The 16,259-nt window shown below is 44.9% G+C and carries 4 protein-coding genes; all 4 read left to right on the plus strand.

From position 1 onward, the window contains the following. Positions 1–7: 7 nt before the first annotated feature. Entirely contained in the window at positions 8–9,469 is a 9,462-nt protein-coding gene (locus tag AYJ08_RS16385; RefSeq protein ID WP_064018621.1) for a non-ribosomal peptide synthetase, read from the plus strand. Between the two features lie 78 nt (positions 9,470–9,547). Further along, a complete protein-coding gene (gene fabD, locus AYJ08_RS16390; RefSeq protein WP_064018622.1) occupies positions 9,548–10,783 on the plus strand; it encodes an ACP S-malonyltransferase in 1,236 nt (411 codons plus the stop codon). A 7-nt stretch (positions 10,784–10,790) separates the two neighbouring features. Further along, a complete protein-coding gene (locus AYJ08_RS16395; protein WP_064018623.1) occupies positions 10,791–12,380 on the plus strand; it encodes a serine hydrolase domain-containing protein in 1,590 nt (529 codons plus the stop codon). Positions 12,381–12,440: 60 nt separating this feature from the next. Beyond that, positions 12,441–16,259: SDR family NAD(P)-dependent oxidoreductase (locus AYJ08_RS16400; protein ID WP_157452881.1), on the plus strand; the 3,819-nt coding region annotated here is incomplete at its 3' end.

The following is a 16,259-nucleotide window of genomic DNA, read 5'->3' on the forward strand; positions in this document are numbered from 1 at the left end:
TGTATCCATGAGTCGAGTAGCCACATTGGATCGGAAAAATGTTGAGGATATTCTAGGTCTGACTCCGCTTCAGGAAGGCATGTTGTTTCATTATCTGGAACATCAGGATTCCAGACAATACATAGAACAACTTTCGCTAACGATCCGTGGAGTTATTCGGACAGAGCTGTTCGAACAGGCGTGGAACATCGTTGCCAAGCAAAATGAGATGCTTCGCACGATTTACCGCTGGGAAAAAACAGGAAGTCCTGTACAGATTATTTTGAAGGAGCATCCAATTCCTTTTCGAGTTTTTTCACTTCAAAACAGGGAAAGGGAAGAACAGGCAAACGAGCTAGAAATCATCAAAAGCAATGATCTGGACCAAGGGATTGATTTAAGTTCAGCCCCTTTTCGTATTACCTTTGTCCTCTTGAATGAACAAGAATGTGTGTTGATTATTACTAACCATCACATTTTATTTGACGGCTGGAGTACAGGGATTTTGCTTCAGACATTTTGGGATGTTTATCAGTCGTTACTGAATAACGAAATAACAGAATCTAAAGAAAAAACAAAATATAAAGAGTTTATCCAATGGATACAAAAGCAGAATAAAAACAAGCAAGCTAGCTATTGGCAAGAGTATCTGGATGGATTCGATTCAAAAACAATGCTACCTCATGATTACAATAGGGACGAAGTGGATAGCGCAATTGTCAGTACCCAGCAGTTGATGCTACCTATACGGACGAAAGAGAAAATCGAGAAGCTTGCCAAACAGCATGGGGTAACATTTTCGGCCTTTATGTACTGCGCGTGGGGGTTATTGCTGCAAAAATTCAACCGATGCGAGGATGTCTTGTTTGGCGTCACCTCTTCGGGGAGAAACGCCAAAATTCCCGGTATCGAGCAGATGGTTGGACTGTTTATTAATACGCTACCGTTGCGGGTGAGAGCCAGTGAACAGCTTCCGATTCTTGACGTAGTAAAGCAAGTGAACACGACCATGATGAGACGGGATGACGCTGAGTTTACCTCCTTGGCTGAAATTAAAGGCTACAGTCAAATAGCCCATGCCCCATCGTTATTTGACTCGATTGTGGTGGTAGAGAATTATCCACTGGATAAACAAGTAGGAAACACAGATGCTCTATCGCTTCAGGAGTACTCTATTTTTGAAATGACAAACTACGATCTCACCTTGGTCATTTCTGAATATGAACAGTTAGAGATAAAGGCTATATACAGTTCCGACCGTTTTTCTAATGAAACGATTGGTAGATTGCTTGCTCTATATGGACAGATTATTGCGTGTATGACAGAGGATGTGGAACAGAAGGTATCAAAACTTTCGTTGCTGACATTGCAAGAGGAGAAACAGATTTTAGAAGAATTTAATGATAAACAAGATGAATACGTCCTCTTTCAATCCATACCGCTCATGTTTGAACAACAAGTAAAGGAACGCCCCAATCATGTTGCATTGATCCATGATGATCAAAGTTTGACCTATCAAAAACTGAATGAACAAGCAAATCAGCTAGCATGGAAGCTGGTCGAGTTGGGTATATCACGAGAGAGTGTGATTGCGGTTCTCGTGGAGGAGCCGATGCAATCTATTATCGCCACTCTAGCCATCCTAAAGGCAGGCGGGGCGTATCTGCCTATTGATCCTAGTTTTCCGTTAGAACGAATTCAGTACATGCTAAACGATAGTGGCGCCAAAGTAGTAATTACGCAGACCGGCTTTACGTCTTTGCTTCAGGAGTACAACGGCTGCATATTCAACATCCAAGATTCAGCATTGGGTTCCTATTCTAAGGAAAACATGATTCATTCTGTCAGTCCAAAAGATTTGGCTTATATCATTTACACGTCCGGTTCTAGTGGTTTGCCAAAAGGGGTCATGGTGGAGCATCGTAATGTCATCCATCTGGTGCAAAATCAGCAGACGGTTCGGATTTCAGCTCAGGATTGTCTATTAAAAACAAGTTCGCTTGTCTTTGATGTCTCCGTATTTGAGATTTTTGGATCGCTTTTAAATGGTGCTACGCTTTGCTTACTTACAAAAGAACAGCTTTTAGACGTTGATCATTTTAGACAAACGTTACAACAAAATAAGGTCACACTACTATGGCTGACTAGTCCGCTGTTCAACCAGTTTGCTATGGAGAATCCATCCCTCTTCTCGGATGTTCATACATTGATTGTAGGTGGGGACACAGTTTCCCCCATACACGTCAACCGAGTTCGTCAGCAATGTCCACAACTATTGATCGTGAATGGATATGGTCCAACAGAGAACACAGTGTTTTCTACCTTTTTCCCCGTCACCTCGGACTATGAGGTTAATGTTCCGATCGGCAAGCCTATTAGTCATACGAAAGCCTATATTGTGGATAAGGATTGCAAGCTAGTTCCCATCGGCTTTCCTGGAGAGCTGTGTGTGGCTGGAGATGGTGTATCTCGTGGGTATTTGAATCGACCTGAGCTGACAGAGAGTGTGTTTGTTATTAGTCCTTTTGCTGATCGTGAAATGATGTACCGGACAGGAGATTTGGCCAGATGGTTGCCTGACGGTAGCATTGAATATTTAGGGCGAATCGACAATCAGGTGAAAATTCGCGGATTCCGCATTGAGCTAACTGAAGTCGAACATGTATTACTTAAGCACGAATCGGTACGGGAAGTATGTGTAACCGTAAGAGAAGACGAGCAACAGCAAAAATATCTGTGCGCGTATTATGTGGCAGATCAACTGCTGGAGTCTTCCATTCTGCGAAACCACTTGTCGCAACATTTACCGGCGTATATGGTTCCTGATTGGTTTGAACAAATAGAGAAGATGCCACTAAACACAAGCGGAAAAATCAATAAAGCTTTGTTGCCTAAGCCTACTGTCATTTTTGAACAAGCCGTTTCTTATGAACCACCGAGTAATGAGACGGAGGAAACGTTGCTCGCGCTTTTCCAAGAAGTATTAGAGATCAATAGCATCGGCGTTCTAGATCATTTTTTTGAAAGGGGAGGTCATTCATTAAAGGCAATGCAGCTGGTCGGCAGGGTTCACCGGATGCTGAAAATTAAACTGAGGATTTCGGCACTCTTTGAAAACCCAACGGTAAAGAAGCTGGCACAACATGTTATCAAGCAGCAATCAGCTAACTCTTCGCTCATCCCAGTGGTAGAGAAGCGTACGTATTATCCTGTCTCATCAGCACAGAAACGATTGTTTTTATTACACGAAATTGATGGAGCCAGCGTCAACTACAACATCTCGGCTGTGATGCAAATCGATGGAAAATTAGACAAGGAGCGCTTGGAGAAAGCTTTTGCACAGATTTTACAACGGCATGATATATTACGAACCTCGTTTGAATGGGTTGATGGGGGACCTGTACAGCGAGTGGAACCAAATATCACCCTCTCCCTCCATTCGCTTTCTCTTGATCCGTCGTTTGACCTAACAACAGTCGATGAGATAGCCGACCGATTTATACAACCATTCGATTTGACAATAGCTCCCCTTCTGAGACTGGGACTGGCAAAGGCGGCTGAAGATCGACATCTGCTTTTCTTTGATATGCACCACATCATTGGTGACGGTGTAACGATTTCTAATTTCATTCAGGAAGTTGTCAAGATATATCAAGGAATAGAACCACCAGCACTGCCGGTTCAATATACGGATTATGCTGTCTGGCAGAGTGAATGGCTATCATCAGAAGAATGCAAAAAACAGGAGGCATTTTGGCTGGAAAGCTTTGCTGGTGAGATCCCGATCTTACAGCTGCCTACTGATTATCAACGCAGTGCCGTTCAAAGCTTTGCCGGGGGTCTTGTCAAGATGGTTTTGGATCAATCCGAGGCTGAGGCACTGAACCGACTTGCCTTACAAAATGGGACAACTTTGTATACGGTTTTGCTAGCTAGCTATTATGTATGGCTCATGCACATCTCTGGACAGACCGATATTGTGGTGGGAACGCCTGTGGCGGGAAGGCGCAATGAGGAGTTGGACAATCTGCTCGGCATGTTCGTTAATACTTTGGCTTTGCGAAATTATCCGTCGGGCGAGAAGTCATTTAAAGATTTCCTGGCAGAAGTGAAACAAAACATGCTTCTAGCTTTGGAAAACCAAGACTACCCATTCGAATTGCTGGTCGACAAGGTATGCGTAGAGCGCGATTCCAGCCGAAACCCTCTGTTTGACACGATGTTCACATTAGAATCTGCGCTTATACATTCGTTTTCGATTGGCGAAGAGCTATCATTCCGGTCGGTGGAATGTAAACAGCAAGTGGCTAAATTCGATTTGTCAGTCACCGCCCGAGAGGCAGAAAACGGCCTGTGCTTTGAATTTGAGTATGCTACCAGATTGTTTACAAATGAAACAATTGTCCACCTAGCTAAGCAATTTATTAGCGTGCTGAAGCAGATCGCTGCTTCTCCCGATGAGCGACTGTCTGCAATCAGTCTGTTGTCCAAACAGGAGCAACAGCAGATACTCGACAAGTTTAATACGACGGCTTCTACATACAGCACGGAGAAATTGGTACAAGAGCTATTTGAAGAACAGGCAAAACGACAACCAGAAAAGACAGCTATCATCGCGGAAGGAAAGTTGTACACCTATGGTTTCCTCAATGAATATGCAAATCGTTTGGCTAGCAGATTGAAGAAAAAGGGAGTAGGACCAGACACGGTTGTCGGTTTGATCGTAGAGCGTTCTGCCGACATGGTAGCAGTCATTTTGGCTGTGCTGAAAGCGGGAGGAGCTTATTTGCCAATTGATCCAGAGCTACCGAAGAACCGAATTCGAGCCATTTGGGAAGACAGTGGTTTTCAATTGCTCGTGACCAAATCGCGTATCGCGGAACAACTTGATTTTATTGAAGGCATACTTTCTTTGGATGACCCTTCGCTTGCAGAGGAGGAGGACATTAACCCACCATGTGTCAATAAGCTAAATGATTTGTCATATGTCATATACACATCAGGCTCTACAGGTCAACCAAAAGGGGTAATGGTGGAACACGGTAATCTGCTTGCGTATCTGCATGCTTTTGACAAAGAGTTCCGAATAACCGCTGATGACGTGGTTTTGCAGCAAGCATCGTATTCGTTTGATGCTTTCGTTGAGGAGATGTATCCGACTCTCTTGAATGGTGGCTGCATGGTAATTCCGCACCGTGAGGAAATCCGGGATGTTTCTTCTTTGGCTTCCATTTTGCGAGAACATCAGGTAACTGTCATTAGTTGTTCACCCCTACTGCTAAATGAACTAAATAAATACCCGATTATCCCAAGTCTTCGATTGATCATCAGTGGCGGAGATATGCTAAAGCCTGCCTATTATACCAGCTACGTAGACCGAGTAGCGATTTACAACACATACGGGCCAACAGAGGCAACGGTGTGCGCTACCTATTTTCGAGTTCAGGGTAGAGAAGAGCGAAGCGTTCCTATTGGAAAACCGATAAGCAATTATCACGTGTATATCCTTAATCAGGAAGGAAGACTGCTGCCGATTGGCGTGCCAGGGGAGCTATGCATTGCTGGATCAGGCATAGCTAGAGGATATGTCAAACGGCCAGAATTAACAGCAGAAAAATTTATTCAAAACCCGTTTGTTTCAGGGGAGAGGTTATATCGAACAGGAGATTTGGCAAAATGGCTGCCTGATGGAAATATAGAGATTTTGGGCAGAATTGACCAGCAGGTGAAGATACGGGGATTTCGAATGGAGCTAGGAGACATTGAAGCTGTCCTCCTAGATCATCCAGCAGTCGCTGATGCTTGTGTGATTAAACGAGAGGATGCAGAGGACGAGGCTTACTTATGTGCATATATCGTGTTCCAGAAGGAGATCGACCTGATGGAATTACGTGAGTATCTGGCAGAGAGGCTTCCGATCTATATGATCCCTGCAAGCTTTGTGCAAATTGAGAGTATTCCTGTTACTCCGAATGGAAAGGTAGCAAAAAATCAACTGCCAGAACCGAGCGAGCAACGCCTGCAGACGAAGGGGTATGTGCCTCCTGCCACGGATTGGGAAAAGCGATTGGCAGCAGTATGGTCTGATGTTCTTGGCTTAGAGCGGATTGGAGCGACGGATCACTTTTTCACCATAGGGGGAGATTCCCTGCGTGCAGTTAAGCTTGCGACAGCTATAAAGCAATCGTTTGACGCGGATATCTCAGTGACGGAGATATTTAGCCACGCTACTTTACAAGCAATGGCTACACGGATCAAAGGAAAATCTAAACAGATCGAATTACCCATTCTGCAAGTTACCGAGAGCGAGCACTATCCAGTATCCTCTGCACAAAAACGCTTGTTTTTGCTGGATCGAATGCAGGGCAGTAATACTTCATACAATATGTCAGGAATCTTACGGGCAACGGGCAAACTGGATAAACAGCGATTGCAGGAGGCATATCAGAAGTTAGTGGATCGTCATGAGGCTTTGCGAACTTCATTTGACCTGGTAAATGGTGAACCTGTTCAGCGTATTTCCCAAAGTTGTTCAGTAGAAATCGAGATGTTCGAGGTTTCGGAAAAACAGACGAATGATACAATCATTGCCAATTTTATTCGGCCTTTTGATCTTGCCGAGGCTCCGCTGGTTCGTGTCGGACTCGTCCGTCAAAGCGAGACAGAACACACGGTTTTATTTGATATGCACCACATTATTTCTGATGGTTTGTCCATGCAAATCCTAATTAGGGACATGGCGGCGTTTTATCAGGGCATCAAGCTATCTCCATTGTCCGTACATTATAAGGACTTCAGCACCTGGCAAAATGAGCGTTTTCAATCGGCTCATTTCCAGAAGCAAGAGCAATATTGGTTGGATGCATTTGCGCACGACATCCCGATTTTAGAAATGCCTCTTGATTTTCCAAGGCCGTCGGTGAAGGGACATGCAGGTGGCAAGGTATCTTTTACATTGACTGGAGATGACATGGCCGCATTGGAACGGTTGACGGTGGAGACAGAAACGACTAAGTTCATGCTACTCATGGCACTATATCATGTCTTTCTATCACGATATACGGGGCAGGAGGATATCATAGTCGGTTCGCCAGTTGCTGGAAGGTTCCATTCTGATTTGCAAGAAATGATAGGGATGTTTGTAAATACGATAGGCTTGCGAAGCCAACCAGCAGGTCACAAGCGTTTCATAGACTTTCTTACTGAAGTAAAAGCTCTTTCTCTCCAAGCCTTTGAATATCAGGAATATCCATTTGAAAAGCTGATTGAGAACCTGCAGTTACCTAGGGACTCCAGTCGTCATCCGCTTTTCCAAACCGTTCTGGTTTTCGAGGAGGATCAAACGGATAGCTTCCGTGCAGGAGATATACAGTTTGTCAGCTTGCATGATCCGAATCCGATCGAAAAATTCGACTTCACTTTATTTGCCAAACAGACAAAGAGCGGCCTTCATATTACCTTGTCCTACGATCTACAGCTATTTTCTGAGGAGACAGCCAAACGAATGCTGCAACATTTCCGTACGCTACTTTCCCGGGTAATAGAGCAGCCATCGGGTCAGATTTGTGGATTAGAGATCTTGCAGGATGAGGAGAAAGTGCAGATCAGCGAAATTTTTAACAACACAAAAACGAACTATCCAGTATATCCATCCATTCATGCGTGTATAGAAGAACAGGCAAAAATAGCTTCTCAGCGCCTAGCACTCGTTTTCAAGGATCGGAGGTTGACCTACGACCAGCTCAATCGAAAGGCGAACCAATTGGCCAGAGTGATTCGCAGATCGGGAGTGAGAAGTGATGAAATCGTTGGTATCATCGCTCATCATTCTCTGGAAATGGTAGTGGGAATGCTCGCAGTGTTAAAGGCAGGAGCGGCTTTTCTCCCGATTGATCCAGCGTATCCAGCAGAGCGGATTCAATATATTTTAGAAGATAGTAAAGTGAAAATGGTTTTGGCCTCTGCTGGGGTAAAAGAGGCATACAACGGCAACAGCGAATCATGGTTAGATATGACTACACTTACGCTTGATATAGAGGATGATTCCAATCTCCAGCTACCTGTCGAACAACGAGATTTGGCTTATGTCATCTATACATCAGGATCGACTGGTATGCCTAAGGGTGTTTTAATCGAGCATGGCTCCTTGTTAAATCTATCCTTATGGTACCGTGACTATTTTAACGTTTCAAAGCAGGACGCCACGACTAAGTATGCAGGATTTGGGTTCGACGCCTCTGTCTGGGAGGTTTTCCCATATCTTATCAGTGGTGCATGTATTCATATCATTCCGGAAGAGATCAGACTAGACCTGCCAAAATTAAATGAGTATTTCGAGGCAAACGGGATTTCGATCAGTTATTTGGCGACTGCAATAGGAGAGCAATTTATGAAATTGCCAAATCGTTCCCTGCGGATGCTACTAGTGGGTGGCGATAGGCTAAAGCAAATTTCGCCGACGAGCTATCAGGTAGTCAACTCTTATGGGCCGACCGAGTGTACAGTCACGAGTACGGTCTATCCGATTGATCAGTCGACCCCATCAGAGATTCCGATTGGTAAACCGATCGCTAATGCAGAAATACTCATTTTGGACCCACTGTACAACCGACTTCAACCGATCGGTGTACCCGGTGAGTTATGCATAGGAGGGGTAGGTTTAGCAAGAGGCTACATTGGACGGCAAGAGCTTCAAGCCGAAAAATTCGTAGCACATCCGTTTAAACCAGGGCAAAGGCTGTACAAAACAGGCGATCTTGCAAAATGGATGCCTGATGGTAACGTCCTGTTCTTAGGGCGAAGGGATACTCAGGTCAAAATTCGAGGGTACAGAATTGAATTAGAAGAGATTGAAGCACGGTTATTACAGCATCATTTGGTGCAAGAAGCTGTCGTAAAGGTGATTGAGCATGTAGGTTATCCAGCGATATGTGCCTATTACGTATCAACTGAGCCGATAGCCGAAGTAAAGCTACGTACGTTTTTAAGTCAGACGTTACCAGCTTTCATGCTGCCATCCTTTTTCGTTCAACTGGAAGCACTGGCGCTTACACCTAATGGAAAAATAGATTATAAGAAGCTACCGATGCCAGAAGCAGTGCATGGTGAGCAAGCTCAGTTGCAGATACCTGAAAATGATATAGAAGAACAGGTGTTATCTATCTGGATGAAGTTATTACAAAACCCTAGCATTGGTTTACATGATAATTTCTTCGATCTGGGAGGACATTCTCTACTTTTGGTTCAGATGCAGGGGGAATTGGCAAAAATTTATCCTAACGTGGTCAGTGTCACTGATTTGTTTGCTTACCCTACTGTGAGTAAGTTGGCAGCATACATTCAAGAACAGCTAGAACCAGTAGCAGAAGAATTAGAGGCGGAGGAAAGCATGGACCAGAAACTAGCGATGATGCTAGAAAAGGTAGAAGAAGGCGATTTGAGCATGGAGGATGCGTTAGCCTTATTGGAAGAAATGGAAATCAAACGATAAGAGTCAGTTTCCTGATGGGCAATCGAAAAATGACTGCCCTCAGGATTCTCAAGCTTCTACGAGAGTGAGGAGGAAGAAGTGAAAAAGCTCGCCATGATGTTCTCGGGACAAGGCTCCCAATATGAAGGAATGGGCTTGGATTTGTATACAGACTTTGAATTTGCTCGGCAGACGTTTGAGGAAGCAAGTGATACCTTGGGATTTGACCTAAAAAAGTGCTGTGAGCAAAGCAGCCGGGAAGAACTAACACGTACGGAAATAGCACAGCCAGCCATTCTGACCGTAAGCGTTTCGGCATTTCGGGTGTTCATGCAAGAGTTTGGTATCGAGCCATCCTATCTAGCCGGTCATAGTCTGGGTGAATATTCTGCTCTGGTTTGCGCAGAAGCACTTTCGTTTCAGGATGCTGTTCTCCTTGTTTCCAAAAGAGGACAGTTCATGCAGCAAGCGGTTCCGCCGGGTGAAGGAAGCATGGTAGCTGTACGTAATATCCCCGCCACTTTAGTAGCTGACATGTGCCACAGCGTATCTGGTGGACAGAAGGCAGTGGAGATCGCTTGTTACAATTCTTTGCATGAGGTGGTGATTGCCGGTCATCGGGAGGCAGTCAGCAGGGTGAGCGAGATGATAAAGCGACAAGGTGCGCAGCTTATCCCATTACAGGTAAGTGCTCCCTTTCATTGCATGCTGATGAAGTCAGCAGCCGAACGTTTGCATGCTGAGCTTGTGAAGGTCAATGTTGATACATTGAAATGGCCGGTTTATTCCAATGTGACTGGAAAGCCGTATGATGATCAAGCTTGCATTGCCGAGTTACTGACTAGACAAATGACTGAGCCAGTCAGATGGGCGCAAATTATGCAGGATGCACATAACCAAGGAGTAGAACTTGCTATTGAGTTCGGGCCAAAAACGGTGCTTCGTAATCTGACAAGGAAAAACGTTCCGACACTTAGGGCTTTTTCCTTTGATGAACCATCAGATCGTCAGAAGCTTGGAGAGGAATATCCGACCGTGGTGGAGACGTGCATCCGGATTGGTATCTGCACAAAGAATCGTAACAATGACGAAGTAGCATACCAAAAAGGATTTGTGCAGCCGTATCATAGATTGCAAGAAATTCAGCATAAATTAAAGAAGAGTGGAAGACGACCTGATTTTGGGGAAATAGACGAGGCGATGAAGTGCTTGCAGATGATGCTAGCTGCAAAACAGACGCCTTTGGAGGAACAGGAAAGAAGAATGGATCAATTGTATCAGATTACGGGATACAAACAAAAAGGATGCGTTAATTCTATACATGTGGAGGTTTGATGTCAGAATGCTATCTATTGAAAGCATTGATGCAATTATTCAGCAAACGTTTGACGAAACACGCATCCCAGGTTTTGCAATAGCCGTTCTCAAGGGTGAGGAAGTCGTCTACGCCAAGGGTTTTGGCAGTATTAATAAGGAAGAAGGGGGGACCCCTGTAACTTGCGATACAATTTTCCGCATCGGCTCTTTAGGTAAGCCACTTACAGGAAGTGCCATAATGCGGCTTGTAGAAGCGGGGAAGGTAGAGCTAGATATACCGATTATAAATTACGTACCTGAATTCCGCCTTAGCGATCCAGAGGCCGCTAGGAAAGTAACATTGCGTATGCTATTGAACCATACGGCAGGATTTCCAGACGGCGGTGATATGGTTGGCAAACGTGATTTAGGGGCATTAGGGGAATATGTCCGGGAAGAAATCTCTCAATTAACCCTAATGGCACCGCCAGGATTTTTGCATTCCTATAGCAATCACCATTTGAATCTGGCGGGATATGTAGCAGAAAGAGTGACGGGGCAGTTTTTTCCAGAATTCATGAAAGAATGGTTATTTGATCCTCTTCAAATGAGCCGGACTATGTATGATCCTTTGGTGGCTTTAACCTATTCATTGGCGCTTGCCCATGACCGACATCCTGATGGTTCTTTACGCGTTCAGCATAACTTTCCAGAAAACGCAGCGAATTACCCGTCCTACTTTGCGATGTCAACGGTAAATGATTTAGCTACATTTGCCCTTATGCATCTGAATAGGGGGCGTGTTGGTCAGACACAGATTCTTTCGCCAGATTCCATCGAAGAGATGCATTCGCTGCAGGCGGACCGCTTCACACTGTCTGGATTGGCAAGCGGACTTACGTTTTTTAGGGATACTTACAAGGGAGTTCAGATGATAAGGCACGCCGGGGCAATCAGCACATACAACAGTGCAATTCTTCTTGTACCGGAACAAAAAGTAGGTGTCATAACTCTTTCATCGCAGGATTATGGCTGGACAGAGGCACATGAGATTCTTGACCAAATGCTTGAGCTACCTAAGCAAATGCCGAAAGTTTTTGCAGCAGCCAGCTTCCAGGAACCGTCCGTGGATAAATCTCAATGGTCTAGCTATGAAGGAACATATATCGGTTTTCTCAAGGGCGCGGCTCAGGTGAGAATGTCTAATAATGAGCTATATTTGAATTTGAATGGCGAAGAAAGACAACTATGTTACGTCAGAGAGCATTTTTTTATCACCTACGATGACGAAAAGGAACCGCTCGATCATATCGGTTTTATTCCTAAAGACGGGGAAGCTGCTCCGTACATCATGGTCAACAGTTCTCCATGCCAAAGAACGGCCGAACGTCTGTATCAATCTGATTCATCCCTGTGGCATAAGTTTGAAGGAGATTACACGGACAACGTTCTCAATTTTTCATTCCGAGTGGATGACAGAGGCCCTGTTTTAATTGATGAGGACACCGAGACGATTTGTGTTCCTCTTAAGGATAATCTGTTCTATGTAGATGAATTTGGATTAATGGAGTTTACGGAAACAGAAGAAGGTATGATGCTTACTTTTCAGAATACCTGGCGATACGTAAAGGCTTAAACAAGATCATTTTTTCAAAAAACATAGCATGCGGAGAATAAAGAGGTGATCTAAACGAAAATGAATAATCTCTTGAAATATGTCATCGAGCAGTCAACGATAGGTAGCATTGAAAAACAGACGGCTATTGAGCTGTTGAAACGTATCAAGCAGGAAGAAAGTAACGTCACTCATGATGAGATTGCTGTCATTGGCATTTCCGTGAAGGCTCCTCTGGCAGAAAATCAAGATATGTTTTGGCAAACCATTGCAAACGGAATCGATTGTATCGGTCCGTTCCCCAAATCGAGGAGAAACGATGCAGAGGCGTTTGTCCGGCATGCAGGGATGCAGGGTGGCGAGTATTTGGAGGCAGCTTATTTAGATCGAGTGGACACCTTAGATTACTCATTTTTCGGTATTTCGCCTAAAGAGGCAAGTGCAATCGATCCTTCTCAGCGTTTGTTCTTGCAAAGTGCATGGGAGGCAATTGAGGACGCTGGTTATGGAGGAAGTAGGATAACAGGCAGTCGTACGGGTGTGTTTGTTGGAATCAATAGTTTTCAGGCTAATCATTATTATCAAATGATCACTGAGATTGATCCTGAACTGGCACAGATGGCAATGGTCGGAAATATTCCGGCCATGATTGCAAGTAGAATTGCGTATTTATTAGATTTTAGAGGGCCTAGTATGGCGATTGACACAGCATGCTCCTCTTCATTGATTGCTGTCCATCAGGCTTGTCAGGCACTACGCAATCAAGAGTGCGATATGGCATTGGCTGGAGCCGTAAAGATTGATCTTTTGCCGCTTAGCTCACTTCGTGTTGACTTAAACATCGACTCTTCAGATAGACGAGCGCGAAGCTTTGACGACAGCTCAGATGGGACTGGATCGGGCGAGGGGATTGTCTCGATTTTGCTGAAGCCGTTAAAAATGGCGCTGCGTGACGGCGATCATATTTATGCTGTAATTAAAGGTAGTGCCATCAATCAGGATGGTGCCTCTGTGGGAATTACGGCCCCGAATGTCCTTGCTCAGGAGGATGTGATTCTCCGCGCTTGGAAGCAAGCAAAAATCGAGCCGGAGAGCATTGGATATATTGAAGCGCATGGAACAGGTACCAAACTAGGAGACCCGATCGAAATTGACGGAATAACCAGAGCATTTCGCAGGTTTACAAAGAAAAGTCAGTTCTGTGCGATTGGTTCCTTGAAGACAAACATGGGCCATTTGGACAATGCTGCGGGTATAGCAGGTTTTGTAAAAGCGGTATTGGCATTGTATAACAAAAAGCTACCGCCATCCTTGCATTTTACCACGCCCAATCGAAACATCCCGTTTGAAAACTCACCTGTTTATGTAAACGATATTCTTAGCGATTGGGAGACAAATGGGCAGCCGAGACGGTGCGGCGTTAGCTCGTTTGGGATTAGTGGAACCAACTGTCATATGGTGCTGGAGGAAGCCCCAACTGCTTCACCCATAGAAACAGCTATAGAATGGCCTCAGCTCTATACATTATCTGCTAAATCTACTGCTGCTTTGGCGGAACTGATTAGGAGGCAACAGAGCTTTAGCCGTACGTTAAACGAAAACGAGATACCTGATGCCTGCTTTACTGCCAATACTGGAAGGTGGCACCACGAATACAGGATAGCACTGGTATTAAGCCATCCGGGTGAATTTCAGGAGGCCCTTGCTTCACTGGATGCGGATGCTGTCCAAAAGGGAGATATGGCTACTGCCGGGTATGGCTATGCTAAACAGGAAAGTCAAGAGGCAACGCGAAAAGCAGTCGAGTTGATCGGAAAGCTTTCGCAATCGGATAAATCCGAACGGGTAGAAATCTATCTACAGCTAGCCCTCCTTTATATGCAAGGAGCTTCCATAGACTGGGATATGCTTTATTCTAGTGCAAAGTATAGGAAGGTTCGCCTACCCGTTTATCCATTTGAACCGAAGCGTTGCTGGATTGAGATACCAGAGGTCAAGGATGAACCTGAGGAACTAAGGGATTCCTTGTTCTATGAATTAGGCTGGAAGGAAGCGACGGTTGACGAAGCAAGTAAACAGACCATAGCTGGAGCGGTTTTGATCTTAAAGGACGAACGGGAATTAGGCGATCAGTTGGCACGACTGCTTCGGGAAATGGGAAATGATGTCATTGAGGTTTCCTTTGGAGCATGTTTTGAAAAACGAACAGAACACCAGTTTGTTTTAAGCGCCAAGGAAGAGGACTATCGCCGATTGCTAGAGGAGCTTGATTCACGTGACATCGGCCATGTCTTCCATATGTTTGGCGTAACGGATCACAAGAGTATACAAGCTTTGTCGGAGCTTGAGCTTGCACAGATGCGTGGTGTTCATAGTTTATTTTCGTTAACAAAACAATTAGTTGCTCATTCTAATGTAGCCAGAAAGCTTGGCATTACAGTAGTCGCCCACAATGTGCATGAGGTGACAGGAGCGGAAAGTACACTCAATCCGGAATATGCAACACTCTTTGGTTTAGCAAAAGTAATCCAGCAAGAGTATCCTCAGTTGGTAAGCACGTGTGTGGATGCTGACGAGATGGTAGGAGTAAAAGAGCTTCTTCTTGAAGCGACGAAAGAGCAGACGAGTAAAGTTGTCGCCTATCGTAGAGGAAAACGATATGTAGAAGAGTTTCGCAGAAAGGATCTTTCCGCTTCTGCCGATTGTGATGTGACAGCTCGTGAAAACGGTGTTTATCTGATCACTGGTGGTACCGGCGGCTTAGGGCTTGAGATTGCCAAGTATTTGGCTGGACAGCAAAGTGTGAAGCTTGCTTTGCTCGGTCGTTCTTATCTACCTGAAAAAGATGACTGGGACAGTATGCTTACTCGAAATGATGTTTGTCAAAAAACAATTCGTAAACTCACAGCTATTCAGGAAATAGAGCGGATGGGTAGCGAGATTTTGTATTATCAGGCGGATGTATCCAAAGAAGCTGATTTGCAATATGTAATGGAAGACCTGCGGACACGTTTTGGGCGAATTGACGGAATCATCCACAGCGCAGGCCTTCCAGGAGACGGATTTATCATCCGCAAAGAACCTGAGGAGTTCTCGGCAGTCTTGGCCCCGAAGGTTCAGGGAACATGGCTGTTAGACAAGCTGACAGAGAAGGAGCAGCTAGACTTTTTTGTCCTTTTCTCTTCAGGAACCTCCTTATTCGGCTCCGCGGGGCAGGCTGACTACACGGCTGCGAATGCCTATTTGGATTCTTTTGCGGATTATCGAAGAAAACAGAACAAACCGGTAACCACGATTAATTGGACTGCTTGGAAGGAAACGGGGATGGCATTTGAGGCTGGTAATGATGAGAATGGGATTTTTGTACCTCTTTCAACTGCATTGGCTGTTGATGCCTTTCAGAAGGTGATGTCCAAAAAGATCAGTCGTGTATTTATTGGGAACATTCGGTTCGATCATGTGCTGTTACAGCAACAAGTGCTTCCCTTTGCCTTAGCGGATGAGCTTCAAATAGTAGGTAGTAAAAAAACTGCAGGCAGCGCAGTAGCTGAAGCCGCTGTTGCGATCGAAGCTGTCCTGAAGCAGGTGAAGCTGGCTGGACGTGCCAACAACTCTTATTCACAAGCCGAACAAAAAACGGCCAATGTATGGGGCGAGGTTCTAGGATATGAGGCGATAGAGGTTACGGCAGGATTCTATGAGATTGGCGGAGATTCTCTTCATGCCATGCGAGTGGTAAATACATTCCAGATGAATTATGGAATCACCGTCGAGATTGGCAAGGTGCTGGAGTGCCAGACGATTGAAGAATTTTCTGCTTATCTGGAAGCAAAGGAGGGCAAAAGCAGTCAAAGCGATAGCTCCCGATCTATTCCTCCCGTTCCTAGAGAAGAGTTTTAT

The sequence above is a fragment of the Brevibacillus sp. SKDU10 genome, assembly GCF_001645205.1.
Lineage (GTDB): Bacteria > Bacillota > Bacilli > Brevibacillales > Brevibacillaceae > Brevibacillus_B > Brevibacillus_B halotolerans.

What these genes read in the sequence shown, in the direction of transcription:
- AYJ08_RS16385 (WP_064018621.1), top strand. Translation starts at nt 8, where the DNA reads ATGAGTCGAGTAGCCACATTGGATCGGAAAAATGTTGAGGATATTCTA.
- AYJ08_RS16395 (WP_064018623.1), top strand. Translation starts at nt 10,791, where the DNA reads ATGCTATCTATTGAAAGCATTGATGCAATTATTCAGCAAACGTTTGAC.